Source organism: Streptomyces sp. NPDC051211 (assembly GCF_040689505.1).
Classification (GTDB): Bacteria; Actinomycetota; Actinomycetes; order Streptomycetales; family Streptomycetaceae; genus Streptomyces.
This window is the reverse complement of sequence record NZ_JBFBAV010000011.1, coordinates 112959-137094: the sequence shown is the minus strand read 5'-3', so window position 1 is coordinate 137094 and position 24136 is coordinate 112959. Positions and strand designations below refer to the sequence as shown.

The 24136-nt window shown below is 71.8% G+C and carries 20 protein-coding genes; 8 read left to right on the top strand and 12 right to left on the bottom strand.

Annotated elements, in window-relative coordinates; all coding sequences use genetic code 11:
• Nucleotides 1-2 precede the first annotated feature (2 nt).
• The 7 genes from AB0447_RS14110 to AB0447_RS14080 form a co-directional block, all read right to left on the bottom strand.
• Nucleotides 3-1817, bottom strand: a complete 1815-nt coding sequence (locus AB0447_RS14110; RefSeq protein WP_366476883.1) for a branched-chain amino acid ABC transporter permease — start codon at nucleotides 1815-1817, stop codon at nucleotides 3-5.
• Between the two features lie 5 nt (nucleotides 1818-1822).
• Entirely contained in the window at nucleotides 1823-2752 is a 930-nt protein-coding gene (locus AB0447_RS14105) for a branched-chain amino acid ABC transporter permease (protein ID WP_366476882.1), read from the bottom strand.
• 111 nt (nucleotides 2753-2863) lie between these two features.
• A complete protein-coding gene (locus AB0447_RS14100) occupies nucleotides 2864-4096 on the bottom strand; it encodes a branched-chain amino acid ABC transporter substrate-binding protein (protein WP_366476881.1) in 1233 nt (410 codons plus the stop codon).
• A gap of 299 nt (nucleotides 4097-4395) precedes the next feature.
• Complete coding sequence (locus tag AB0447_RS14095; protein WP_366476880.1) at nucleotides 4396-5013, bottom strand: Tat pathway signal sequence domain protein; 618 nt, start codon at nucleotides 5011-5013, stop codon at nucleotides 4396-4398.
• Complete coding sequence (locus tag AB0447_RS14090; protein WP_366476879.1) at nucleotides 5004-5504, bottom strand: hypothetical protein; 501 nt, start codon at nucleotides 5502-5504, stop codon at nucleotides 5004-5006. Before AB0447_RS14090 ends, AB0447_RS14095 begins: the two co-directional genes overlap by 10 nt.
• A 38-nt stretch (nucleotides 5505-5542) precedes the next feature.
• Nucleotides 5543-6019: a hotdog fold thioesterase gene (locus tag AB0447_RS14085; RefSeq protein ID WP_366476878.1), complete on the bottom strand. Its 477-nt coding sequence runs from the start codon at nucleotides 6017-6019 to the stop codon at nucleotides 5543-5545.
• A gap of 55 nt (nucleotides 6020-6074) precedes the next feature.
• Nucleotides 6075-8390 carry an FdhF/YdeP family oxidoreductase gene (locus AB0447_RS14080; RefSeq protein WP_366476877.1) on the bottom strand — a complete coding sequence of 772 codons (2316 nt, stop codon included), beginning with the start codon at nucleotides 8388-8390 and terminating at the stop codon, nucleotides 6075-6077.
• 104 nt (nucleotides 8391-8494) lie between these two features.
• On the opposite strand from AB0447_RS14080, the gene polA reads away from it, so the two are divergent.
• A complete protein-coding gene (polA, locus tag AB0447_RS14075) occupies nucleotides 8495-11218 on the top strand; it encodes a DNA polymerase I (protein ID WP_366476876.1) in 2724 nt (907 codons plus the stop codon).
• Between the two features lie 43 nt (nucleotides 11219-11261).
• Here the strand turns inward: polA and AB0447_RS14070 are convergent, their stop codons facing one another.
• Nucleotides 11262-12092 carry a DUF4184 family protein gene (locus tag AB0447_RS14070; protein ID WP_366476875.1) on the bottom strand — a complete coding sequence of 277 codons (831 nt, stop codon included), beginning with the start codon at nucleotides 12090-12092 and terminating at the stop codon, nucleotides 11262-11264.
• A gap of 148 nt (nucleotides 12093-12240) precedes the next feature.
• Here AB0447_RS14070 and AB0447_RS14065 point away from each other — a divergent pair, with 148 nt between their 5' ends.
• The 3 genes from AB0447_RS14065 to AB0447_RS14055 all read left to right on the top strand — a co-directional run bounded on the left by AB0447_RS14065 (nucleotide 12241) and on the right by AB0447_RS14055 (nucleotide 14917).
• On the top strand, nucleotides 12241-13575 hold the full coding sequence (locus AB0447_RS14065; RefSeq protein WP_366476874.1) for a lytic transglycosylase domain-containing protein: 1335 nt from the start codon (nucleotides 12241-12243) through the stop codon (nucleotides 13573-13575).
• Nucleotides 13576-13720: 145 nt separating this feature from the next.
• On the top strand, nucleotides 13721-13861 hold the full coding sequence (locus AB0447_RS14060) for an SPW_0924 family protein (RefSeq protein ID WP_366476873.1): 141 nt from the start codon (nucleotides 13721-13723) through the stop codon (nucleotides 13859-13861).
• Between the two features lie 12 nt (nucleotides 13862-13873).
• Nucleotides 13874-14917 (top strand): DUF3068 domain-containing protein, encoded by a 1044-nt coding sequence (locus AB0447_RS14055; RefSeq protein ID WP_366476872.1) that lies wholly within the window; start codon nucleotides 13874-13876, stop codon nucleotides 14915-14917.
• Here the strand turns inward: AB0447_RS14055 and hrpB are convergent.
• Both hrpB and AB0447_RS14045 read right to left on the bottom strand, forming a co-directional pair.
• Entirely contained in the window at nucleotides 14904-17453 is a 2550-nt protein-coding gene (gene hrpB / locus AB0447_RS14050; RefSeq protein ID WP_366476871.1) for an ATP-dependent helicase HrpB, read from the bottom strand. The genes AB0447_RS14055 and hrpB overlap by 14 nt on opposite strands.
• A 13-nt stretch (nucleotides 17454-17466) precedes the next feature.
• Entirely contained in the window at nucleotides 17467-18303 is an 837-nt protein-coding gene (locus tag AB0447_RS14045) for a class I SAM-dependent methyltransferase (protein ID WP_366476869.1), read from the bottom strand.
• Nucleotides 18304-18646: 343 nt separating this feature from the next.
• Here AB0447_RS14045 and rpsA point away from each other — a divergent pair, with 343 nt between their 5' ends.
• The 4 genes from rpsA to AB0447_RS14025 all read left to right on the top strand — a co-directional run bounded on the left by rpsA (nucleotide 18647) and on the right by AB0447_RS14025 (nucleotide 22633).
• Entirely contained in the window at nucleotides 18647-20158 is a 1512-nt protein-coding gene (gene rpsA / locus AB0447_RS14040; protein WP_366476868.1) for a 30S ribosomal protein S1, read from the top strand.
• A gap of 319 nt (nucleotides 20159-20477) precedes the next feature.
• Nucleotides 20478-21416, top strand: a complete 939-nt coding sequence (locus AB0447_RS14035; RefSeq protein WP_366476867.1) for a PAC2 family protein — start codon at nucleotides 20478-20480, stop codon at nucleotides 21414-21416.
• A gap of 123 nt (nucleotides 21417-21539) precedes the next feature.
• The gene (coaE, locus tag AB0447_RS14030) at nucleotides 21540-22142 is read left to right on the top strand and encodes a dephospho-CoA kinase (protein WP_366476866.1); all 603 of its coding nucleotides are present in this window, start codon (nucleotides 21540-21542) and stop codon (nucleotides 22140-22142) included.
• A 104-nt stretch (nucleotides 22143-22246) separates the two neighbouring features.
• Nucleotides 22247-22633, top strand: coding sequence for a tetratricopeptide repeat protein (locus AB0447_RS14025; protein ID WP_366476865.1), 387 nt, complete (start codon nucleotides 22247-22249; stop codon nucleotides 22631-22633).
• Between the two features lie 43 nt (nucleotides 22634-22676).
• Here the strand turns inward: AB0447_RS14025 and AB0447_RS14020 are convergent, their stop codons facing one another.
• Nucleotides 22677-22934 carry a DUF6343 family protein gene (locus tag AB0447_RS14020; protein WP_366476864.1) on the bottom strand — a complete coding sequence of 86 codons (258 nt, stop codon included), beginning with the start codon at nucleotides 22932-22934 and terminating at the stop codon, nucleotides 22677-22679.
• A 447-nt stretch (nucleotides 22935-23381) separates the two neighbouring features.
• A complete protein-coding gene (locus tag AB0447_RS14015; RefSeq protein WP_366476863.1) occupies nucleotides 23382-23990 on the bottom strand; it encodes a hypothetical protein in 609 nt (202 codons plus the stop codon).
• Nucleotides 23991-24136: the final 146 nt, after the last annotated feature.

Genomic DNA, 24136 nt, shown 5'->3' with positions numbered 1-24136 from the left:
GGTCAGGCCCCTGTCTTGCCGAGGACTGTGGGCGCTTCGAGGTCCTTGTGGAGTTCGAGCTGGTTGCGCCGGTTGGGGATGAGGCCTTCGGGGCGCAGGCGCATCAGGATGATGAGTGCGACGCCGAAGGCGAAGAGCTGGAGCTCGCCCAGGGACTGGAGCTTGTTGGGGAGCAGGAAGAGCAGTGCACCGCCGACGAGGGGGCCGGAGATGGTGCCCATGCCGCCGAGGACGACGGCTGCGAGGAGGAAGGCGGAGTTCGGCGGGACGGCGTTGGCGAACACGTACTGGTCGGGGGTGACCGTGTAGTTGACGTGTGCCTGGACGGCTCCGGCGAGTCCGGCGAGGGTGGCGCCGAGGGCGAAGGCGACGAGCTTGACGCGGAAGCCGTTGATGCCCATGGCTTCGGCGGCGGTTTCGTCTTCGCGGATGGCGACCCAGGCGCGGCCGATGCGGGATTCGGCGCTGCGGCGGAAGACCAGCACCACGATGAGGGTGATGATCAGCATCAGCAGGAAGTAGTTGCTGAAGCGGCCGATGGTGAATCCGGCGAAGCTGTGGGATGCGCCGAAGTCGAACCCGAAGAGGTTGATGTTCGGGATGTTGGCGATGCCGTTGGGGCCGTTGGTGATGTCGGGGCCGGAGACGCCGTCGAGGTTGTTCATCGAGATCCGGAAGATCTCTCCGAAGCCGAGGGTGACGATGGCGAGGTAGTCGCCGCGGAGTCGCAGGGTGGGGGCGCCGATGAGGACGCCGAAGACCATGGATGCGGCGGCGCCGACGAGGAGTGCGGCCCAGAAGGGGAGGTGCACGCCGAACGGCGAGTTGGGGGAGCCGGAGACCAGGGCCGCGGTGTAGGCGCCGACGCCGAGGAAGGCGACGTAGCCGAGGTCGAGGAGGCCGGTGAGGCCGACGACGATGTTCAGGCCGAGGGCGACGGTGGCGAAGATGAGGATGTTGACGCCGAGGGTCGCGTACTGGTCGTCGGACTGGGTGAGCGGGAAGGCGGCGGCGGCCGCGAACGCGCCGATGAGGGCGACGTTGCGGTGCTTGGCGGTGAGCGCGGAGAGGCGGGCGACGAGGCCGGCCTTGTTGAGCGCTGCGAAGCCGAATCCGGCGGTGATCAGGAAGCCGATGAAGAGTTCCTGGTACGGGGTGGTGATGCCGTAGGTGAAGACGGCGAGGCCGAGTCCGAGGACGGCGGCGATCAGCAGGATTTCGGCCCAGGCCGGGAGGGCGCGGGCGGGTGCTGCGGTGCCGGTGGTGAAGGCGGCCTTGACGGTCGTCCAGCGGTTGGCGGCGCCGTGCTTGAACTGGTCCCAGGGGCCGTCGTCGGGGTCTGCTGCTTCGAGCGCGGGGCGCTTGAAGGGCAGTGCGAGGGCGCCGAGGAGGGTGATGAGGGTGGTGAGGGCGACGACGGCGCCGCCGGGTTCGAGGTCGACGATCGCGCCGAGCTTGGCGATGATCGCGATGACGGTGTACCAGGCGGTGGCGAACGCGGCGAGGGCGGAGAGCTTGATGGCCGCGTCGGTGCCGGCGGGGGCGAGCCAGCCCAGGCCCTTGACTCCGTAGGAGGCGAGGCCGAAGAGGGTGGTGAGGGCGCCGCCGACCAGGACGAGCCACTGGAGGCCGCCGGGGTATCCGTAGACGGTGAGGTCGCCGGGGAATGCGGCGGTCCAGGTCCAGGAGAGGAAGCAGGAGGCGACGGTGAGGAGGCCGCCTGCGGTGGCGAGGGCTCGGGCGGTCTTTTCGGGGATGCCGATGAAGCCCTTGTCCGCTGCGGGGGTCTTTGCGGTGTCCGCGGTGATGGTCGTCATGGTTCTCACGCCCTGTCCGCCACGCGCTCGCCCAGCAGGCCCTGGGGCCGGAAGAGGAGCACGAGGATGAGGAGGACGAACGCCCAGGTGTTGCCCCAGGACTGTCCGCCGAGCTGCTGCATGCCGGGGATCTCGGAGACGTAGACCGTGGTCAGGGTTTCGGCGAGGCCGAGGACGAGACCGCCGATCATGGCGCCGTAGATGTTCCCGATGCCGCCGAGGACGGCGGCGGTGAAGGCCTTGAGGCCGAGGAGGAAGCCCATCTTGAACTGGACTTCGCCGTACTTGAGGCCGTAGGCGACGGCTCCGACGGCGGCGAAGACCGCGCCGAGGGCGAAGGCGACCGTGATGATGCGGTCGGTGTTGATGCCCATGAGCTTGGCGGTGTCGGGGTCCTGGGCGGTGGCCTGCATGCCGCGGCCGGTGCGGGTCTTCTGGACGAAGAAGCCGAGGAACGCCATGGAGACGGGGGCGGCGATCAGCAGGAAGACGTCACCGGTCTGGATGGTGATGCTGCCGAGGTGGAAGGGGCCGCCGGGGATCTCGGGGAAGACTACGGAGGACTTCGCGTCGGGGTACCAGGCCCAGACCGCCTGCTGGAGGGCGAGGGAGAGGCCGATGGCGGTGATGAGCGGGGCGAGCCGTGGGGCGTTGCGGAGGGGGCGGTAGGCGAAGCGTTCCGCGCCGACGGCGATCGTTGTGGCGACGATGACGGCGCCTATGAGCATGAGGGGCAGGGCGACCCACATGGTGGTGCCGCTGGGGAGCATCAGCCAGACCGTGAGGGCTCCGAACCCGCCGGTCATGAAGATCTCGCCGTGGGCGAAGTTGATGAGCTGGACGATGCCATAGACCATCGTGTAGCCGATGGCGACGAGCCCGTACATGGATCCCAGTAGCAGGCCGTTGACCAGCTGTTGCGGCAGTTCGTGCACCGCAGGTCCTCCGAGTCTTTCGACGGATGTGACACCGCGCGGGGCGCATGTGCGCGCCCCGCGCGGCAGGTGTGGTGGGTGCTAGCCGGTCAGTGGGCTAGCGGGAAGGTGTCAGCCGCCGTAGGTGCCGGACTCGACGGACTTCCATTCCGTGCCCTCGACCTTGTAGACGGTCAGCTGCTTGTTGGTGGCGTCGCCGAACTCGTCGAAGGAGACCTTGCCGGTGACACCTTCGAAGGAGACGCCCTGGACGGCCTCGAGGACCTTGGCGCGGGCGCCGTCGGGCAGCTTGCCGCTGTTGCCCTCGACGACCTTCTTGACGGCCTCGATGATCGCCCAGGCGGAGTCGTAGGAGTAGCCGCCGTACGCCGCGAACGGGTCCTTGAAGCCGGCCTTCTCGTAGTTGGCGATGAACTCCTTGGCCGAGGGGAGGGTCTCGACCGGGGCGCCGACGGAGGTGGCGAGGTCGCCGGCCGCGCCGGTGCCGGCCAGCTCGACGTACTTCTTGTCGTAGATGCCGTCACCGCCGACGAGCGGGATGTTGGCGCCTGCGGCCTTGATCTGCTTGCTGAGCGGGCCGGCCGCCGGGTACTCGCCGCCGTAGTAGACGGCTTCGGCGCCGGAGCTCTTGACCTGGGTCACGATCGAGGAGAAGTCCTTGCTCTCCGGGTCGATGTGGCCCTCGCCGGCGACGGCGCCGCCGAGCTTGGTGAATTCGCCCTTGAAGGTGCCCGCCAGGCCGGCGCCGTAGGTCTTCTTGTCATCGATGATGAAGACCTTCTTCTTGCCCGCCTTGTTGTAGAGGTACTGCGCCGCGAACGGGCCCTGGATGGCGTCCGTGGTGGCGGTGCGGAAGTAGCTCTTGTAGGTGCGGGTCTTCTGGCCCTCGGCCCACTTGGGGCCCTGGGTCAGGGACGGGCTGGTGTTGGCCGGGGAGATCTGGGCCAGCTTGGCGTCGTCGAAGACCTTCTGCATGGACTCGGAGACCGAGGAGTTCAGCGGGCCGACGACGCCGAGGACGTCCTTGTTGGCGACGAGCTTGGTGGCGTTCTGCTGGCCGGAGGAGGCCTGCGCCTGGTCGTCGAGGGCCTCGATCTTGAAGGTGACGCCCTTGACGTACTTCTTCTCGTTGGCCGTGCGGGCGGCGAGGTCGGCGGAGTTCTTGATGCCGAGGCCGAGGGCGGAGAGGTCACCGGTCAGCGGGGCGTCGACACCGATGACGACCGTGACGTCGCCGGCGTTGTCGCCGGTCTTGTTGCCCTCGTCGCGCGATCCACAGGCGGTGAGCGTGAGGGCTCCCGCTGCGAGCGCGGCGGTCACGGCAATGAGCTTGGTTTGACGCACGATCAGTCCTTTCCAGGCACGGCGTCCCCCCTGGGACGCACCGAGTCGAACGCGGGAAACCGAACTGAATGGAATCCGGTGTCGCGGTGACTGGCCGTGACTCTAGGCGGCGGACCGGAGGTTATGGAGGGCTCGGGCCAATGATGTGACTCTCTTGTTATGCCACGGCGTAATGCATAGCGGATGACTGCGGGTGGAACGGGGGAATTCCGGCCGGTTCGTCTTGTCCGGATGCTGAGATGGTGCAGGACTGTCCGTGGGTTTGAGTCCTGACCGCCCAGGAGTCTGAAGGGTTTTGGTCATGACGGCCCTGTTGCCCTCTGGTCTCGATCTTCGGGACAGGCCCTGGTCAGAGCGGCGGAAAGATCCCTGGCATATCGGTCACCGAGGATGTAACTGTGCGCCTCTTTTCGGATTTCATTACTGAGGGTTACCTCCAGGAAAGGGAGCCCCGCATTCCGTGCTACATGCACGCAATCGGCCGCCAGAATCTCCACGAGAACCTCACGCACCCCGCCCGCCACCACCGTCACGGGCGGTTGTGGCCGGACGGTCACCCTCAGTGCCCGTGAAGGCTGGTCGATCCGCTCGATCGTCACGGGCTTCGGGGAGGAGCTGCGAACACGGACGGTGAACGCGAACGCGCTTCCCGCCGGGGCCGGATCCGCCGGTTCCCCGTACGTGAACGACACCTGCTGGGAGGGTGCGGGAGGGGGCGCCGGCTCCGGCGCGGGGGCGCGCTCCGGGCGGGTGGCGAGGAGGTATCCGGCGGTCGCGCAGACCGCGGCCGCGGTGGCCGCGGCCAGGGCGGTGCGGCGGTGGCGGAAGGCGGGCGCACGGGTGCGGGCGGGCGGCGGCGGTGCGCTCTCCGCGGTGCCCTCTCCGGGCTCGACCGGGCCGATGCCGTTCATGTCCACGGGCCTGTGGTCGGCGTGCCGGAGCGGTGGCGTTCGACGCACCGCCGTTCGGCCTCGCGTGCGGCCAGGTCGCGGGCGGCGGCCCTGCCGCGTGTCCGCTCCGCGGTACGGGCGTCGGCGACGACGGCGCGCAGGATGTCGTTCTGGTCGCCGGACAGGCCCATCGCCTGGTAGTCGAGGCCGGCCTGCTCGCCGCCGTCGAGGACGACCCCCGACCAGTGGGTGATCAGGCGGGTGCACAGCTCCTGTGCGGAGGTGGTCGGCGGGGTTCCGTCCGGGGGGTGCGGATCGGGGCGGCCGGAGGGTGCCGAGCAGCCGGCGAGGGCGGCGGCGAGGGCGGTGGCGAGGAGGGCTGGCAGGAGGGCGGCGCGGAGAGTGGCGTGGAGGGCCGCGCGGAGGGTGGCGGCGTGGAGGGTGGCGGCGTGGAGGGCCGCCGCGCCGGTCGCGCGGGCGGCTGCCGAGGTGCGCCGCGGCGCCGGTCCCGTGCCCATGCGGGCACGCTAGACCGGCGCCGGGAGAGTTACAACGGTCAGTTGTCGCCGGGCTGTTGCGGGTTTGCGTCGCGGAGCAGGCAGGTGAGGCGTGCGGTGCAGACCCGCTTGTCCTGATCGTCGGTGATGACGATCTCGTACGTGGCGGTGGACCGGCCGCGGTGGACGGGGGTGGCGGTGCCGGTGACCAGGCCGGACCGGGCGCCGCGGTGGTGGGTGCAGTTCAGGTCCACGCCGACCGCGATCTTGTTGATCCCGCCGTGGAGCATCGAGCCGACGGATCCGAGGGTCTCCGCGAGCACCGCGGAGGCGCCGCCGTGGAGCAGGCCGTACGGCTGGGTGTTGCCCTCGACCGGCATGGTGCCGACCACGCGCTCGGCCGAGGCCTCCAGGATGCGGATGTCCATCCGCTCGCCGAGGTGGCCGGCCGAGAACAGCGAGGGCAGGTCGATGCCCAGGGCTGCGTACTCGTCGAGGACCTCCTGCGGGAACTTCACCGCGTGCTGCTCGCCCATGGGCCGTCTCCGTTCTCGTTGCGTCAACGCTCGTTAACGCACACTTCCTATCAGCCTACTGAGCGAGCGCTTGCTCGGGGGTCGGTTCGGTGGGCTCGAAGCGGACGATCACGGATTTGCTCGCCGGGGTGTTGCTGACGTCCGCCGTCGAGTCCAGCGGCACCAGCACGTTCGTCTCCGGGTAGTAGGCGGCCGCGCAGCCGCGGGCCGTCGGGTAGTGCACCACCCGGAAGCCGGGCGCCCGCCGCTCCACCCCGTCCGACCACTCGCTCACCAGATCGGTGTACGCGCCGTCGGCGAGGCCGAGCTCCGCCGCGTCCGCCGGGTGGACGAGGACCACCCGGCGGCCGCCGGTGATGCCCCGGTAGCGGTCGTCGAGCCCGTAGATCGTGGTGTTGTACTGGTCGTGGCTGCGCAGGGTCTGCAGCAGCAGCCGGCCGGCCGGGACCTCGGGGTACTCGACGGGGGCGGCGGTGAAGTTGGCCTTGCCGGTCTTGGTAGGGAAGCGGCGCTCGTCGCGCGGGGCGTGCGGCAGGGTGAAGCCGCCGGGGCGGGCGATGCGGGTGTTGAAGTCGGCGAAGCCGGGGACGACGCGGGAGATCCGGTCGCGGATGGCGGCGTAGTCCCGCTCGAACTCCTCCCAGGGCGTGGCGGAGGCCGGGCCGAGGACGGCGCGGGCCAGCCGGGCGACGATGGCCGGTTCGGAGAGCAGGTGCGGGGAGGCGGGGGCGAGGTTGCCGCGGGAGGCGTGGACCATGCCCATGGAGTCCTCGACCGTGACGAACTGCTTCCCGGAGGCCTGTACGTCCTTGTCGGTACGGCCGAGGGTGGGCAGGATCAGGGCGCGCCGGCCGGTCACCACGTGGGAGCGGTTGAGCTTGGTGGACACGTGGACGGTCAGCCGGGCGCGGCGGATCGCCGCCTCGGTGACCTCGGTGTCGGGGGTGGCGCCGACGAAGTTGCCGCCCATGGCGAAGAGGACCTTGGCGCGGCCGTCGCGCAGGGCCTGGATGGAGCGGACCACGTCGTAGCCGTGGTGCCGGGGCGAGGTGATTGAGAATTCCTTGTCGAGGGCGTCGAGGAAGGCGGCGGCGGGGCGTTCGAAGATGCCCATGGTGCGGTCGCCCTGGACGTTGGAGTGGCCGCGGACCGGGCAGACGCCGGCGCCGGGGCGGCCGATGTTGCCGCGCAGCAGCAGCAGGTTGACGACCTCGCGGATGGTGGCGACGGCGTGCTTGTGCTGGGTGAGGCCCATGGCCCAGCAGACGATGGTCCGCTCCGAGGCGAGGATCATGGCGAGGGCGCGCTCGATCTCGGGCCGGGTCAGGCCCGTGGCGGTGAGGGTCTCCGCCCAGTCCGCTTCCTTGGCGGCGGCGGCGAGCTCCTCGTAGCCGTGGGTGTGTTCGCGGATGAAGGCCTCGTCGGTGGCCCCGTCCGTCTCGATGACGAGCTTGTTGAGGAGACGGAAGAGGGCCTGGTCGCCGCCGATGCGGATCTGCAGGAAGAGGTCGTTGAGGGCGGTGCCCTTGAGCATGCCGAGGGGGGTCTGCGGGTTCTTGAACCGCTCCGTGCCGGCCTCGGGCAGCGGATTCACCGAGATGATCTTCGCGCCGGCGGACTTGGCCTGCTCCAGGGCGGAGAGCATGCGCGGGTGGTTGGTGCCCGGGTTCTGCCCGGCGACGATGATCAGGTCGGCCCGGTGGAGGTCTTCGAGGGAGACGCTGCCCTTGCCGACGCCGATCGTCTCGTTCAGTGCGGAGCCCGAGGACTCGTGGCACATGTTGGAGCAGTCCGGCAGGTTGTTGGTGCCGAACTCGCGGGCGAAGAGCTGGAAGAGGAACGCGGCCTCGTTGCTGGTCCGGCCCGAGGTGTAGAAGAGGGCCTCGTCGGGGGAGCCGAGCGCCTTCAGCTCCTCCGCGATGATCGCGAAGGCCCGCTCCCAGCTGACCGCCTGGTAGCGCTCGCCGCCCTCGGGCAGGTCCCCTCTTTCCAGAAGCATCGGCTCGGTGATCCGGCCCTGCTGGCCGAGCCAGTAGCCGGAGCGCGCGGCCAGGTCGGCGAGCGGGTGGGCGGCGAAGAACTCGGGGGTGACCCGGCGCAGCGTGGCCTCCTCCGCGACGGCCTTCGCGCCGTTCTCGCAGAATTCCGCGGTGTGCCGCTTCTCGCCCTCGGGCCAGGCGCAGCCGGGGCAGTCGAAGCCGTCCTTCTGGTTGACCTTGAGCAGGGTGCGGGCGGCACGGGCCAGGCCCATCTGCTGCTGCGCGACCTTCAGGGTGTGCCCGATGGCCGGCAGCCCGGCGGCCGCGTGCTGGGGAGGCGCGACCTGGGGTGCGTCCTGTACCGGATCACCTGCGGGCGGCTTGGTGGCCATGGCGCTCCCCTTCGAGCAGTCTTCGCGTACGCCTCCGATCCTGTCACGCCCGGCCGACATCGCCGACGGCGGAATTGTCGGTGGGGGCGCCTAGGATCGGGGGCGTGGCAGATTCAGCATCGAAGAAGACCGACCAGACGACCGCAGCGGACCGCCCCCGCCTGATGCTCATGGACGGGCACTCCCTGGCGTACCGGGCGTTCTTCGCGCTGCCCGCGGAGAACTTCACCACCGCGAGCGGCCAGACGACCAACGCCATCTACGGCTTCGCGTCGATGCTGGCGAACACGCTGCGCGACGAGGCGCCCACGCATTTCGCGGTGGCCTTCGACGTGTCGCGCAAGACCTGGCGTTCGCAGGAGTTCCCCGAGTACAAGGCGAACCGCTCCAAGACCCCCGACGAGTTCAAGGGGCAGGTCGAGCTGATCGGCGAGCTGCTCGACGCGATGAGCGTGCCGCGGTTCGCGGTGGACGGCTTCGAGGCCGACGACGTGATCGCCACCCTGGCCACGCAGGCGGAGGCCCTCGGCTTCGAGGTGCTGATCGTCACCGGTGACCGGGACTCCTTCCAGCTGGTGTCCGACCACGTCACCGTGCTGTACCCGACCAAGGGCGTTTCCGAGCTCACCCGGTTCACTCCGGAGAAGGTCGAGGAGAAGTACGGACTCACTCCGCAGCAGTACCCGGACTTCGCGGCGCTGCGCGGCGACCCGTCCGACAACCTGCCCGGCATCCCGGGCGTCGGCGAGAAGACCGCGGCGAAGTGGATCAACCAGTTCGGTTCGTTCGCGGAGCTCGTGGAGCGGGCCGAGGAGGTCAAGGGCAAGGCCGGGCAGAACCTCCGGGACCACCTGGAGGCGGTGAAGATGAACCGGGTCCTGACCGAGATGGTCAAGGACGTGGAGCTGGGGAAGACCCCCGCCGACCTGGCCCGGCTGCCGTACGACCGCTCGGCCGTGACCGGCGTGCTGGACGTGCTGGAGATCCGCAACGCCTCGCTGCGCGAGCGGCTGCTGGCCATGGACCCGGGCGCCGAGCAGGAAGAGGCGCCCGCGCCGGCCGCCGGGGTGGAGCTGGACGGGTCCGTGCTGGCCGCGGGCGAGCTGGCGTCCTGGCTGGAGGCGCACGCGGGCGGCCCGCTGGGCGTCTCCACCGTCGACAGCTGGATGCTGGGCGCCGGCAGCGTCAGCGAGATCGCGCTGGCCGCGGCCGACGGCGCCGCCGCCTGGTTCCAGGCCGCCGAACTGGACGAGGCCGACGAGCGGGCGCTGATCGGCTGGCTCGCCGACGCGGACCGGCCCAAGGTGGTCCACAACGCCAAGAACCTGTGGCGGGTCTTCCCGGAGCACGGCTGGCCCACGGCGGCCGGTATCACCATGGACACCGCCCTCGCCGCCTACCTGGTCAAGCCGGGCCGCCGCTCCTTCGCCCTGGACGTGCTGTCCGTCGAGTACCTGGGCCGCGAGCTCCAGCCGCCGGCCGCCGACGGCCAGCTGGCCTTCGGCGCCGACGAGACGGCCGAGGCGGAGGCGCTGATGGCGCAGGCCCGCGCCGTCCTGGACCTGGGCGAGGCCTTCACCGCCAAGCTCGCCGAGGTCGGCGCCACCGCCCTGCTGCACGACATGGAACTGCCCACCTCCGAGCTGCTCGCCCGGATGGAACGCAACGGCATCGCCGCCGACCGCGACCACCTGGAAGCGATGGAGCAGCAGTTCGCGGGCGCCGTGCAGCAGGCCATAAAGGAGGCGCACGCGGCGGTGGGCCACGAGTTCAACCTCGGCTCGCCCAAGCAGCTCCAGGAAGTCTTCTTCGGCGAGCTGGACCTGCCCAAGACGAAGAAGACCAAGACCGGCTACACCACGGACGCGGACGCGCTGGCCTGGCTGGCCACCCAGACCGACCACGAACTGCCGGTGATCATGCTGCGGCACCGTGAGCAGGCCAAGCTGCGGGTCACCGTAGAGGGCCTGGTCAAGACGATCGCCGCGGACGGCCGGGTGCACACCACCTTCAGCCAGACCGTCGCCGCGACCGGCCGGCTGTCCTCCACCGACCCCAACCTGCAGAACGTGCCGGTCCGCACCGACGAGGGCCGGGCCATCCGCCGCGGCTTCGTCGTCGGCGAGGGCTTCGAGTCCCTGATGACCGCCGACTACAGCCAGATCGAACTGCGCGTGATGGCCCACCTGTCCGAGGACGCGGGCCTGATCGAGGCCTTCCTCTCCGGCGAGGACCTGCACACCACCGTCGCCTCCCAGGTGTTCGGCGTGGAGCGGTCCGCGGTCGACGCCGAGATGCGCCGCAAGATCAAGGCGATGTCGTACGGCCTGGCGTACGGCCTGTCCGCCTTCGGCCTCGCGCAGCAGCTGAACATCGAGCCCGCCGAGGCGCGCGGCCTGATGGAGACCTTCTTCGAGCGGTTCGGCGGCGTCCGCGACTACCTCCAGCGGGTCGTCGACGAGGCCCGCGCCACCGGCTACACGGCCACCGTCTTCGGCCGCCGCCGGTACCTGCCCGACCTCAACAGCGACAACCGCCAGCGCCGCGAGGCCGCCGAGCGGATGGCGCTGAACGCCCCCATCCAGGGCACCGCCGCCGACATCGTCAAGGTGGCCATGCTCCGGGTGGACAAGGCACTCGTCGAGGCCGGGCTGGCCTCCCGGATGCTGCTCCAGGTCCACGACGAAATCGTGCTGGAGATCGCCCCCGGCGAGCGCGAGCGGGTCGAGGAACTGGTGCGCCGCGAAATGGCCGCCGCCGTCGACCTCCGGGCCCCGCTCGACGTGTCGGTGGGTGTGGGCGCCGACTGGGAGTCCGCCGCGCACTGACGCTCCGTACGGACGTCGCCCACGGGCGACGGGGCGCCCGCTCCTACCGGTGGCCGGTGGGGGCGGGCGTCCGCGTACGGTGCCGCAGCCGGACCAGCACGGCGTACAGCACCAGACCCGCCAGCAGCCCCGTCCCCGCGCCGAAGCAGACGGTCGGCACGATGTCGAGCGGAGTGCGGACCCGGTCGAAGTACGTGAACCAGCGCAGCACCCGCTGCGTCACCCCCACCGCCACGCACACCGCGATCAGCGCCAGCGCACCCCACCACTCGCTCCGGCCCAGCACCGGAACGGACTCCGGAGCCTGCGAGACGGGCAGCCGGCGCAGCGCCGTCACCAGGAACCACACCAGCGCCCCGGCCGCGAGCGCGGAACTCCCGTACTGCAGGTACGTGTAGAGGGGGAAGCCTCCGTAGTAGCCGGACAGCCACGGCCACATGTCCGTCCCGTACCGGTCCATGTGCGTGAAGCTGTCCCACACCACATGCGTCAGCGAGCCGACGACCGCCGACAGGTAGAACCAGACGGCCAGCCGTGCCGACGGCCTGCCCGCAGGCCACCGCGCCCCGCGCACCAGCACGTACGCACGCCCCCGCCAGGCGGCCGGCAACAGCGCCGCCAGCGGCTCGCGCAGCAGCAGCCAGCACCCGACCAGTGCGGCCGTGATCAGCGCGTCGACGGTCAGCACCCCGGTCAGGGAGTGGGTGACCGAACCGAACGCCATCGCCCCGGGCACCACACTCGCCGTGAAGTAGGTCATGTCCGGCGCGAACGACCCCATGACCAACGCCGAGGCGACCAACGGCCCCCGGCCCCGGCCGTCCCGCCGGACGGCCGGCAGCACGGCGGCGGCATGGCTGAGAGTGAACGGCATCGAACCTCTTTCCCACTTGACGGACCGGCCCAGTATGCGGGGCCGTGCGCGGCTCGTGGAAAAACGGTGAACGCGCAGGCCAGACCGTTTCCTCCGCAGCCCTGTTGACATAGCGTCAGCCGGACGTCGACGGGGAGGGGTGCGTCACATGACCAGGACGGCTCGGTACGGACGCAGGCTGCGCAGGGGCGGTACGGCCGCCGTGGTCTCGGCGCTGGTGGCCGCCGCGGTGACGGCATCGCAGGCCCCGCCGGGCCCGGGAGACCGGATACGGGCGGCCGGCGCGGGCGGCCCACGGGCCCAGGCGGCCCCGCCCGCGCCGGCCGAACCCGGCGGCGACTCGGCGTACTTCACCGAACTCCCGCCCCTGATCAGCCCCGAACCGCCGGCCGTGATCCTGGACGACGCACCGCCCGCCCCGGCCCCCACCGCCACACCCGGCCCCACGGCTCCGGCCACCCCGCCCGGCGGGCCGCGCACCCCGCCGGCGGTGCTCACCGGCGGCGCCCGAGGCATACCGGCGAGCGTCCTGGCCGCCTACCTCAAGGCCGAGCGGACGGTCGCGGCCAACGACCCCGGCTGCGGATTGCGCTGGCAACTCCTCGCGGCGATCGGCAAGGTCGAGTCCGGGCAGGCCCGCGGCGGCCGGGTGGACAGCACGGGCACCACCCTGACCCGCATCCTGGGACCCGTACTGAACGGCAACGGGTTCGCGAACATCCCGGACACGGACGGCGGGGCCTACGACGGCGACCCCGTCTACGACCGGGCGGTCGGGCCGATGCAGTTCATCCCGTCGACCTGGGCGGCCTGGGGCCAGGACGCGGACGGCGACGGCCGCCGGAACCCCGACAACGTGCACGACGCGGCCCTGGCGGCGGGGCGCTACCTGTGCGCCGGCAGCCGCGACCTGCGGCAGGTCGCCGACCTGGACCGGGCGATCCTCTCCTACAACCACTCGTCGGAGTACCTGCTCACGGTGAAGTCCTGGTTCGCCTACTACGACAAGGGCACGCACGCGATCCCGGACACTCAGGGCCCGGCCCCGGCCCCGAAGCCGCCCGCCAAGCCCCACCCGAAGCCCACACCGACCCCGCCCAAGCCAAAGCCGACGCCGAAGCCGACTCCGACCCCTGAACCGAAGCCGACGCCCAAGCCGACGCCCACCCCGACGCCGACCCCTCAGCCGAAGCCGACGCCCACGCCGAAGCCGACTCCCACGCCCACGCCGAAGCCGACCCCCACGCCGACGCCTACGCCTACGCCGAAGCCGACCCCCACCCCTACGCCTACGCCTACGCCGAAGCCGACCCCCACCCCTACGCCGACCCCGAAGCCCAAGCCGACGCCCACCCCGAGCCCCACCCCCACGCCGACCGGGACGGCGACGGAGGCTGCGACTGCGACTGCGACTGCGACTGCGACTGCGACTGCGACTGCGACTGCGACGGAGACGGAGACGGAGACTGCGCGGGAGGCGTGACTCCGCCCGGCCCGCCCGCTTTACCGCCCCGCCGACCGGGCGGGGCGGCCGGGCGACGAACCGTGGCCGAGACGGTTCTCATCTCACCCCCGCGTTGCTACGGTGCCCCGTCCCTGACGCCGTATCAGATCTCGGAGGCTCCGGCATGCGCGCACTCGTCGCCGCCGCCATCGGGCTGGGCTTCGCGCTGGCCATCGTCTTCGCCATCACGGCGCTGGGCGTGCCGGAGGGCAAGACCTCGCCCAAGCCCCTGCTCACCACCGCGCCCGCCGCGCCCGGACAGTAGAGGAGGCCGACCGTGCGACGCCGAGCCAGCCTGGTCCTGCTCGCCCTCGCGGTGTTCTGCACCGCACTCGCGCCGCTGCTGCGCTGGTACGCGTACCCCCGGCTCGCCAAGATCCCCCCGAACCAGTACCAGGAGATCGTGCTGGAGGCGAAGGACGCGACCCTCCTCGACTACTTCGACGGCATGAAGCCCAAGAAGGTCGACAAGGTCACGATCATCCAGACCCTCAAGGGCAACGTCGAAGCCTCCCGCGAGATCGAGGCGAGCGCCGGCAAGGACGTGGTGGTCTGGGACGGGCTCTCCCACGTCGTGGGACCGGACGGGAAGATGGTCTCCCAGATACCCGAGCGGTACATCTTCGACGCCCACACCCAGGACCCGGTGCACGCCACCGGCGAGATGGTCGACGGGGACGAGGTGAAGCGCGAGGGCATCGAGTTCAAGTTCCCCTTCTTCACCGAGCCCCGCGACTACCTCTACTTCGACGCGCAGACCCGCACCTCCGCGCCGATCCACTACGTGGGCCCGCGGACGTTCCGCGGGATGGACGTCTACTACTTCGAGCAGACCGTCCCGTGGACCAAGGTGCCCATGCCGAAGAAGATGCCGATCGAGGGCATCGACCCGGCGACCATCGAGGCGACCACCGGAACCACCCTCTGGTACACGGCCAAGAGGATGTTCTGGGTCGACCCGGTCACCGGCGCGCCGGTCAACGGCGAGCAGATCATGGAGCAGGAGCTGCGCGGCGGCATCGCCGCGAGCGGCGAGGGTGGCAAACTCACCGCCTTCTCCGGGCACGTGAAGATGCGCGAGGACTACATCAGGCACACCGTGGACCTGGTTTCCGCGAACCGCACCAAGGTGCTCGCCCTGCACACGTACGCGCCGATCGGCCTCGGCGTCACCGGGCTCGCCCTGCTCGGGCTGGCCCTGTGGCTGGAGGCCCGCAGCCGGCGCGGGCCGTCCGGAGCCGAGCCGTCCGAAGCCGGGCCGTCCGGCGCGGGTTCGTCCGGAGCCGGACTTGCCGGTGCCGGGCCGACTATCCCCGCCTGAGCCTGGCGTTGGTGTGCCGGGTGGGCTCGGCGGTCGCAGGGTCCTCCGGCCACGGGTGCTTGGGGTAGCGGCCGCGCAGCTCGGCCCGCACCGCGCGGTAGCCGCCCTGCCAGAAGGAGGCGAGGTCGGCGGTCACGGCCGCGGGCCGGCCGGCGGGCGACAGCAGATGGACGAGCACGGGCACCCCCGGCGTTCCGCCCACCCTGGGGGTCTCGGCGAGCCCGAACAGCTCCTGGAGCTTCACCGCGAGGACGGGCTGCTCGGCGGAGTAGTCCACCCGGATCCGGGACCCGGACGGCACCTCCAGCCGCTCCGGAGCCAGCTCGTCCAGCCGGGCCGCCTCCCCGGTCGCCCAGGGCAGCAGCCGGGTCAGGTCCTGTCCGGCGTCGATCCGGCCCAGGTCGGCGCGGCGCCGGGCCCGGGACAGCTCGGGCTCCAGCCAGTCGCCGGCCCGCGCCAGCAGTGCCTCGTCCTGTACGTCGGGCCAGTCGCCGCCGAGCGTCCGGTGCAGGAAGCCGAGCCGGGACCGGAGCCCCGCTCCGTCCGGGGTCCAGCGCAGCAGGCCGAGCCCGTCACGGCGCAGCCCGTCGAGCAGGGCCTCCCGGACCGGTTCGGGGTCGGGGTCGCGCAGCGGGCGTACGGTCAGCTCGATCGCGCCCACCCGGCTCACCCGGCGGGCGACGACATCACCCTCCTCCCAGTGCACCTCCTCCCCTTCGGACAGCAGGTGCGAGGCAGCGGCCTTGGCGGTCTCCTCGTCGATCACGGCCGCGAGCCGCACCCGGGCGGAGGCGGAGTGCGCGGACCGGTCGGCGACGGCCACGGCCAGCCAGGGCGCGCTGCGCAGCCCGGAGCCGTCGCCGAGCTCGGCCCCGGTCCCGTTGGCCATCAGGAACGCGCCTTCCCCCTTGGCCCTGGCGACCCGCTCCGGGAACGCCAGAGCCGCGACCAGCCCGGCGGTGGTGTCGTCGGGCGGGGCGGGGGACGGGCTCCGCGCGGCGGTGCCCGCGCCGGGCCCGCCGGCGGGGGCGGGCGCAGAGGAGCCCAGGGCGCGGCGCAGCCGGGTCGCTTCGGCGCGCCAGCGCGCGGCGTACCCGTCGCCCCCGCGCCGCGCCGCCCGCCACGCCCCCGCCAGATCGTCCCCGTACTCCCGCGGCGGCTCCTCGCTCAGCAGCGCGACCACCTCCGCGGCCCCCGGCGGCCCGTCCAGCAGGGCGCGGGCCAGCCGCGGGTGCAGGCCGAGGCGGGACATCCGTACGCCCCGGTCCGTCGCCCGCCCCGACTCCGCGTCCACCGCACCCACCGCGGCCAGCACCTCCCGGGCGGCGGCCATCGCCCCGGCCGGCGGCGGGTCCAGCAGGGCCAGCCCGGTCGCGTCCGGGTCGCCCCAGCAGGCCGCCTGAAGGGCGAACTGTGCCAGGTCGGCGATCCGGATCTCGGGGGAGGGAAAGGCGGGGAGCCGGCCGTGCTCGGCCTCCGGCCAGCAGCGGTAGACGGTGCCCGGGGCCTCCCGGCCGGCCCGGCCGGCGCGCTGCTTCGCCGCCGCCCGGGACGCCCGTACGGTCGTCAGCGCGCCCAGTCCCCGCGCGTGGTCCACCCGCGGCTCCCGGGCCAGACCCGCGTCCACCACCACCCGGACCCCCGGAACCGTCAGCGAGGACTCCGCGACGGCGGTCGCCAGGATCACCCGGCGGCCCGCACCGGGCCCGGAGCCGGCCAGGACCGCGTCCTGGACGGCCGCCGGAGCCCGCCCGTGGATCTGCAGGACCTCCGCGTCCACCCCGGCCAGCTGCCCGGCCACCCGGGAGATCTCCCCGACCCCGGGAAGGAAGACCAGGACGTCACCGGAACGTTCCGCCAGCGCCCGCCGCACCACGGCGGCCACGTGCGCCAGCTGCGCCGGATCCACCCGCATTCCGTGCGGCGGCCGCACCGGCCGGGCCGGCGGGGACCACACCACCTCCACCGGATGCGAGACCCCGGCCGCCGTCACCACCGGGGCGTCGCCGAGCAGCCGCGCCCAGCCCGCCGCATCGGTGGTCGCGGAGGCCGCGACCAGCCGCAGCTCCGGCCGCAGGGCCGCCCGTACGTCCAGCAGGAAGGCCGCGACGGTGTCCGCGTCCAGGTGCCGCTCGTGGCACTCGTCGAGGATGACCACGTCGGCGCCGGCGAGTTCCTGGTCGCGCTGGAGGCGCTGGAGCAGGACGCCGGTGGTGACCACCTCCACCGCGCAGTCCGGGCCGACCACGCGTTCGCCGCGCACGGTGAAGCCGACCGAGGCGCCCACGGCCTCGCCCAGCAGCCAGGCCATCCGGCGGGCCGCCGCCCGGGCCGCGATCCGCCGCGGCTCGGCCACCACCACCCGGCGCCGCGGCCCGCCGCCCACCAGGCCGGCCAGCACCAGCGGCACCAGCGTGGTCTTGCCGGTGCCGGGCGGGGCGCACAGCACCGCGGTGCCGTGCGCGTCGAGCGCCTCCACGAGGGAGGGGACGGCCTCGCGGACGGGCAGCGCGTCCAGGGCGGCGGAACGGATCACGCGCCGTACCTCCTCAGTCCCGTTCGCAGACGAAGATCGCCGTGCCCGGGATCAGGTTGCCGCGCAGCGGGGACCAGCCGCCCCACTCCTGGCTGTTCCAGGCCGGCCACTCCGGCTCGACCAGGTCGAGCAGCCGGAAACCGCCCGCGACCACGTCACGGACCCGGTCGCCGATCGTCCGGTGGTGCTCGACGTACACGGCCCGGCCCTGCTCGTCCTGCTCCACGTACGGGGTCCGGTCGAAGTAGGAGGCGGAGACGGACAGGCCCTCGGGGCCCGGCTCGTCGGGGAAGGCCCAGCGGAGGGGGTGGGTGACGGAGAAGACCCAGCGGCCGCCGGGGCGCAGCACCCGGTGCACCTCGCGCATCACGTTCACCGGGTCGGCGACGAAGGGGATCGCGCCGTACGCGGAGCAGGCCAGGTCGAAGGAGCCGTCGCGGAACGGCAGCGCGGCGGCGTCCGCCTCGACGAGCGGTACGTCCCCGCCGATCCGCAGGGCGTGCTGGAGCTGGCGGTGCGAGAGGTCCAGGGCGACCGGGCGGGCGCCGCGGGCGGCCAGCCAGCGCGAGCACTGGGCCGCGCCGGCGCCGATCTCCAGTACGTCCTTGCCCTTCAGGTCCGCGGCCGGGCCCAGCAGGGCGGCCTCGGCCTCGTCCAGACCTTCCGGTCCCCATACGAAGCGGTCGTCCCCGAGGAACGCTCCGTGTTCGCTCTGGTACTCGTCGGCGTTGCGGTCCCACCAGCCGCGGCTGGCCCGGCTGCTCTCCGCATCCCCGGCGTCACGGCGCGTGGCCTCGGCGTCGTCCTGCGCGTCGTACGCGTCTTCCGGGGCGTAGTCCTCTTGGTTCATTGGGCCCATCGTCGTAGTCTGCGAAAAAGCTTTTGGGACGGGCTGAGGCGGTCGCTCGCCCACGAGTTGTGCCGGGTATGCGGCGATCTGCCCCGGGTGTGCGCCTTCGCGCATTGACCCTGTCCGGCTGCCCCCGTATGCTACAAGTTGCGCTGCGAGCCTGTGCTCCTCAGACCTAGCAGGCTGCGCTCGCTCTGTTGTTGTCCCCTCGGTTTTCGAGGCCCTCGCCGTTTCGTGCGGCGAATCCGGGCCTCCTTGGCTGTCCGGCGTATGCAGAGGCGATAAGGGCTCCCGGCGTAGCAGTACCTACGACCTTCTGTCCGTAACCGGAGCCCTTTCCCACATGACGAGCAGCACCGAGACCACCGCCACCACCACTCCGCAGGTAGCGGTCAACGACATCGGTAACGAGGAAGCCTTCCTCGCCGCGATCGACGAGACGATCAAGTACTTCAACGACGGCGACATCGTCGACGGCGTCATCGTGAAGGTCGACCGGGACGAGGTCCTGCTCGACATCGGTTACAAGACCGAAGGCGTCATCCCGAGCCGCGAGCTCTCGATCAAGCACGACGTCGACCCGAACGAGGTCGTCAAGGTCGGCGACGAGATCGAGGCCCTGGTTCTCCAGAAGGAGGACAAGGAAGGCCGTCTGATCCTGTCCAAGAAGCGCGCTCAGTACGAGCGTGCCTGGGGCACGATCGAGAAGATCAAGGAAGAAGACGGCATCGTCACCGGTACCGTCATCGAGGTCGTCAAGGGTGGTCTCATCCTCGACATCGGCCTCCGTGGCTTCCTGCCGGCCTCCCTCGTCGAGATGCGCCGCGTCCGCGACCTCCAGCCCTACGTGGGCAAGGAGCTCGAGGCGAAGATCATCGAGCTGGACAAGAACCGCAACAACGTGGTCCTGTCCCGCCGTGCCTGGCTGGAGCAGACCCAGTCCGAGGTCCGCCAGACGTTCCTCACCACCCTGCAGAAGGGCCAGGTCCGCTCCGGCGTCGTTTCCTCGATCGTCAACTTCGGTGCCTTCGTGGACCTGGGTGGCGTCGACGGTCTCGTCCACGTCTCCGAGCTGTCCTGGAAGCACATCGACCACCCGTCCGAGGTTGTCGAGGTCGGCCAGGAAGTCACCGTCGAGGTCCTCGACGTCGACATGGACCGCGAGCGTGTCTCCCTGTCGCTGAAGGCGACCCAGGAGGACCCGTGGCAGCAGTTCGCCCGGACCCACCAGATCGGCCAGGTCGTCCCGGGTAAGGTCACCAAGCTGGTTCCGTTCGGTGCGTTCGTCCGCGTGGACGAGGGCATCGAGGGCCTGGTCCACATCTCCGAGCTGGCCGAGCGCCACGTGGAGATCCCGGAGCAGGTCGTCCAGGTCAACGACGAGATCTTCGTCAAGGTCATCGACATCGACCTCGAGCGTCGCCGGATCTCGCTGTCCCTGAAGCAGGCCAACGAGTCCTTCGGTGCCGACCCGGCGTCGGTCGAGTTCGACCCGACCCTGTACGGCATGGCCGCGTCCTACGACGACCAGGGCAACTACATCTACCCCGAGGGCTTCGACCCCGAGACCAACGACTGGCTCGAGGGCTTCGAGAAGCAGCGCGAGGAGTGGGAGCGCCAGTACGCCGAGGCGCAGGTCCGCTTCGAGCAGCACCAGGCGCAGGTCATCAAGAGCCGCGAGGCCGACGAGGCCGCCGCTGCCGAGGGTGCTGCCGCCCCGGCCGCCGGTGCCGGCGCCGGTGCGGGCATCTCCGGTGGTTCGTACTCCTCGGAGTCGGACGACAACGCCGGTGCGCTCGCCTCGGACGAGGCCCTGGCCGCGCTCCGCGAGAAGCTGGCCGGCGGCCAGAGCTGATCGCAGCAGCGCATCACGCCTCGGCGTGAGCTGAGCTGAAACGGTAAGGCCCGCCCCCTTCGGGGGCGGGCCTTACTGCGTTTACTGCGTTTACTGCGTTTTCTGGGTGCACATGCATGCACAGGCGTGCACTGCGTTTTCTGCGTGCACTCCGTTTGAGCGTTGCCGGGCTGCCGCGTGGTGGCGATGGCGTCCTCCCTCGACTTGAGGAAGTGTGCGGCGTTCATGGCGCTTTCGTGTGTCGGGCGCGTCAACTGGGGAATGGTGCGGACTCCTTGGACGTTCCTGTCAGAGAACGCGGCGAGGAGGAGTGGTGAGGGTGCTGGATCCAAAGGGTTTGTACGCATGGGACGCGCAAGGCCTGGCGGTGGTCGACCTGGCGCTCGCCCAGGACTCGGCCGGACTGGTCATGCTCTACCACTTCGAGGGATACATCGACGCAGGTGAGACGGGGGAGCAGATCGTCGAGCGGCTCCTGGACACGCTGCCGCACCAGCTGGTGGCCAGCTTCGACGCCGACCGGCTGGTCGACTACCGGGCCCGCCGGCCGCTGCTGACCTTCCAGCGCGACCGCTGGACCGAGTTCGACGCGCCCAAGCTGGAGGTGCGGATCGTCCAGGACGCCACCGGCGCCCCCTTCCTGCTGCTCTCCGGGCCGGAACCGGATGTGGAGTGGGAGCGGTTCGCGATCGCCGTCCGGCAGATCATCGAGCGCCTCGGAGTCCGGCTCTCGGTCAACTTCCACGGCATCCCGATGGGCGTCCCGCACACCCGCCCCGTCGGCATCACCCCGCACGGCAACCGCACCGACCTGATGCCGGGCCACCGCAGCCCCTTCGACGAGGCGCAGGTGCCGGGCAGCGCGGAATCCCTGGTCGAGTTCCGGCTCGCCGAGGCAGGGCACGACGTCCTCGGTGTCGCCGCGCACGTCCCGCACTACGTCGCGCGCTCGCCCTACCCGGATGCGGCCCTGACCACCCTGGAAGCCATCACGGCGGCGACCGGCCTGGTCCTGCCGGGCGTGGCGCACGCGCTGCGCACGGAGGCGCACCGCACCCAGACGGAGATCGACCGGCAGATCCGCGAGGGCGACGAGGAGCTGGTCACGCTGGTGCAGGGCCTGGAGCACCAGTACGACGCGGCGGCTGGCGCCGAGACCCGCGGGAACATGATCGCCGAGCCGGCCGAGATCCCCTCGGCCGATGAGATCGGGCGCGAGTTCGAACGCTTCCTGGCGGAGCGCGAGGGCGACGGATAGCGGGGGCGGCGGATGGCGGGGGCGGCGCGGCCGCGATGGCCATCCTGGCCGTCGTAGCCGTCGTAGCCGTCGTAGCCGTCGTGGGCGTCGTGTGCGTCGTGGCGGGAGATTAAGCTGCGGCCCATGCTGAAGGTGGGCCTGACAGGCGGAATCGGTGCCGGCAAGAGCGAGGTCTCGCGGCTGCTGGCGGGGTACGGGGCGGTCATCGTCGATGCGGACCGCATCGCGCGGGAGGTCGTGGAACCGGGCACGCCCGGTCTCGCGGCCGTGGTCGAGACCTTCGGGGAGTCGGTGCTCACCCCCGAAGGAGACCTCGACCGGCCGAAACTCGGCTCGATCGTCTTCGCCGACCCGGCGAAGCTGGCCGCCCTGAACGCCATCGTGCACCCGCTGGTCGGGGCCCGGTCGGCCGAGCTGGAGGCCGCCGCCGGGCCCGACGCGATCGTCGTGCACGACGTACCGCTGCTCGCCGAGAACGGGCTCGCCCCGCTGTACGACCTGGTGGTCGTGGTGGACGCCGCGGCCGAGACCCAGCTCGCCCGGCTCACCGGGCTGCGCGGCATGGCCGAGGAAGAGGCGCGGGCCCGGATGGCGGCCCAGGCCACGCGCGAGCAGCGGCTGGCCGTCGCCACCCTGGTGATCGACAACAACGGGCCGCTGGAGGAGCTGGAGCCGCAGGTCCGCAAGGTGTGGGCGGAGCTCACCGCGCGAGCGGGCGCCTCCTAGGTGGTGTCCGAGCCTGAGCCGCGCGCCGCGCTCGCTGACGTGTTCATGGAATAGCGGGCGGGGTCGGGGCGTTGAAGGCGCCCGTAGAGGGAAGGAGACACACTGTGTCCGAGACAAGGCAGCCCACGCCGTCCTCCGCCAGCCCCGAGACGCACGTCATCGACTACCGCGCCGCCGAGCAGCTGCTGGCGGCCCGGGACCCGCGCGGCGCGGTGCGGCTCCTCGACTCGGTCATCGCGGCCCACCCCGAGAACACCGCGGCCCGGCTGCTGCGCGCCCGCGCCTTCTTCGCGGCGGCCCAACTGAGGCCCGCCGAGCTCGAGTTCGAGCTGGTGCTGGAGCGGGAGCCGGACAACGCGTTCGCGCACTTCGCCCTCGCCCGCACCCACCAGCGGGCCGGACGGCCCGGGCCGGCCCGCAAGCACTTCCGGCTGGCCGCTGCCCTGGACCCGCAGCCCGAGTACCTGGAGGCGGCCCGCTTCGAGGGCTGAGCCCCACCCGCGGGCCCGCGCCCGCTGGGGCACCTCCGGGTCCTCACCCGCGGGGCGGCTCGTACGGCGGGATGTCCGGGCCGGGCTGGTAGTGCGGCCCCTGGCGGATGTGCCGGACCACCATGACCAGGTCCACGACCACGATCAGGGCCAGCACCCCGCAGGCGGCCGCCCACCCCGGGCGGCCCGCCAGCGAGAAGGCGGCCGTCCCGCCGGCGGCCCAGAGCAGCCCCCAGACACCCAGCCAGAACCGCAGGCGCAGCGGGCTGCGGGCGGTCACCGGCTCGTTTCCGGAACGCATGGACCTCGCCTCCCGGGCTCAGCTTCCCGTGCCCTTCCATGGTCCCACCGGTGCCGCCGGCCCCCGGTCCTACCGGGTTCCCCCGCCTACCGGGTCCCCCCGTTCCCCGGTCCCCACGGTCTGCCGGACCCCCGGACCCCCGGACCCCCGGACCCCCCGACCCCCCGGTTCCTCCGACCCCCCGGACCCCCCGACCCCCCGGTTCCTCCGACCCCCCGGTTCCTCCGGGCCCCCGGTTCCTCCGGGCCCCCGGTTCCTCCGGGCCCCCGACCCCCCGGTTCCTCCGGGCCCCCCGACCCCCCGGTTCCTCCGGGCCCCCGGTTCCTCCGGGCCCCCGGTTCCTCCGGGCCCCCGGTTCCTCCGGGCCCCCGGGTCCCCCCGATCCCCCGGGTCCCCCGGGTCCCCCGATCCCCCCCGAGCCCCCGGTCCCACTGGGGACCCGTACGGCTACGGGTTGAGCTTGTTGACGGCCGTGGTCGTGGTCTTCTTGAAGGCCGGGACCGGGGCGTCGGACAGGTGTCCCATCTGGCTCCACTTCACGACGGTCACCGTGGAGCCGTCGCGCCCGATGCCGTAGAGGCCCACGCCGGGCTCGGACTCGGGGATCGAGGTGTGCACCCCGTAGACGTGCGCCCCCTCCTCGACCTTGATCTTTCCGTAGTCCTGCCAGGAGGCCGTGCCGCCCGGGTTGGTCCGCAGCCAGTCGGCGGCGCAGGCCGCCACCTTGCGCTCCAGGGCCGCGGCCAGCTTGGCGGCCGCGGCGCCGGAAGCGGTCCGCACCGAGATCTGCAGGGCGCCGGTGTCGAACTCGGTGCCGAAGGTGCGGTGCCAGGTCTTGGCCGTCGGCAGGGCGCCCTCCAGGCAGAACACCGGCCACTCGGGCAGTCCCGCGGTGACCGGGCCGGTGAACCACGGCGAGGTCGGGTGCGGGGGCAGGTCGCGGCCGGTGATGAACCCGGGGGCGGTGGCGGCCGTGGCAGTGGCCGAGGCCGTGAGGGTGAGGGCGGCGGTGGCCGCGAGGACGGCGGTGACAGTGGTGCCGAGGCGCTTGAGCATGGTGGTGCTCCCCGTTGTCGTGAGTGTGGTGCGGATGCTCGGTCAGCATTCCCCCGGACCGGGGTGTCGGGCGACGGATCGCGGCGGATTCGGGACACTGGAATGGCCGTACGTGCTGTCACCTGGGGGAACACCCCCGGCATGGA

Bases quoted from the DNA above. Each gene is read 5' to 3' on its own strand.
- AB0447_RS14110 (WP_366476883.1), bottom strand. From the start codon at position 1,817: ATGACGACCATCACCGCGGACACCGCAAAGACCCCCGCAGCGGACAAG.
- AB0447_RS14090 (WP_366476879.1), bottom strand. From the start codon at position 5,504: ATGGGCACGGGACCGGCGCCGCGGCGCACCTCGGCAGCCGCCCGCGCG.
- AB0447_RS14085 (WP_366476878.1), bottom strand. From the start codon at position 6,019: ATGGGCGAGCAGCACGCGGTGAAGTTCCCGCAGGAGGTCCTCGACGAG.
- AB0447_RS14080 (WP_366476877.1), bottom strand. From the start codon at position 8,390: ATGGCCACCAAGCCGCCCGCAGGTGATCCGGTACAGGACGCACCCCAG.
- AB0447_RS14070 (WP_366476875.1), bottom strand. From the start codon at position 12,092: ATGCCGTTCACTCTCAGCCATGCCGCCGCCGTGCTGCCGGCCGTCCGG.
- AB0447_RS14065 (WP_366476874.1), top strand. From the start codon at position 12,241: ATGACCAGGACGGCTCGGTACGGACGCAGGCTGCGCAGGGGCGGTACG.
- AB0447_RS14060 (WP_366476873.1), top strand. From the start codon at position 13,721: ATGCGCGCACTCGTCGCCGCCGCCATCGGGCTGGGCTTCGCGCTGGCC.
- AB0447_RS14045 (WP_366476869.1), bottom strand. From the start codon at position 18,303: ATGAACCAAGAGGACTACGCCCCGGAAGACGCGTACGACGCGCAGGAC.
- rpsA (WP_366476868.1), top strand. From the start codon at position 18,647: ATGACGAGCAGCACCGAGACCACCGCCACCACCACTCCGCAGGTAGCG.
- coaE (WP_366476866.1), top strand. From the start codon at position 21,540: ATGCTGAAGGTGGGCCTGACAGGCGGAATCGGTGCCGGCAAGAGCGAG.
- AB0447_RS14020 (WP_366476864.1), bottom strand. From the start codon at position 22,934: ATGCGTTCCGGAAACGAGCCGGTGACCGCCCGCAGCCCGCTGCGCCTG.
- AB0447_RS14015 (WP_366476863.1), bottom strand. From the start codon at position 23,990: ATGCTCAAGCGCCTCGGCACCACTGTCACCGCCGTCCTCGCGGCCACC.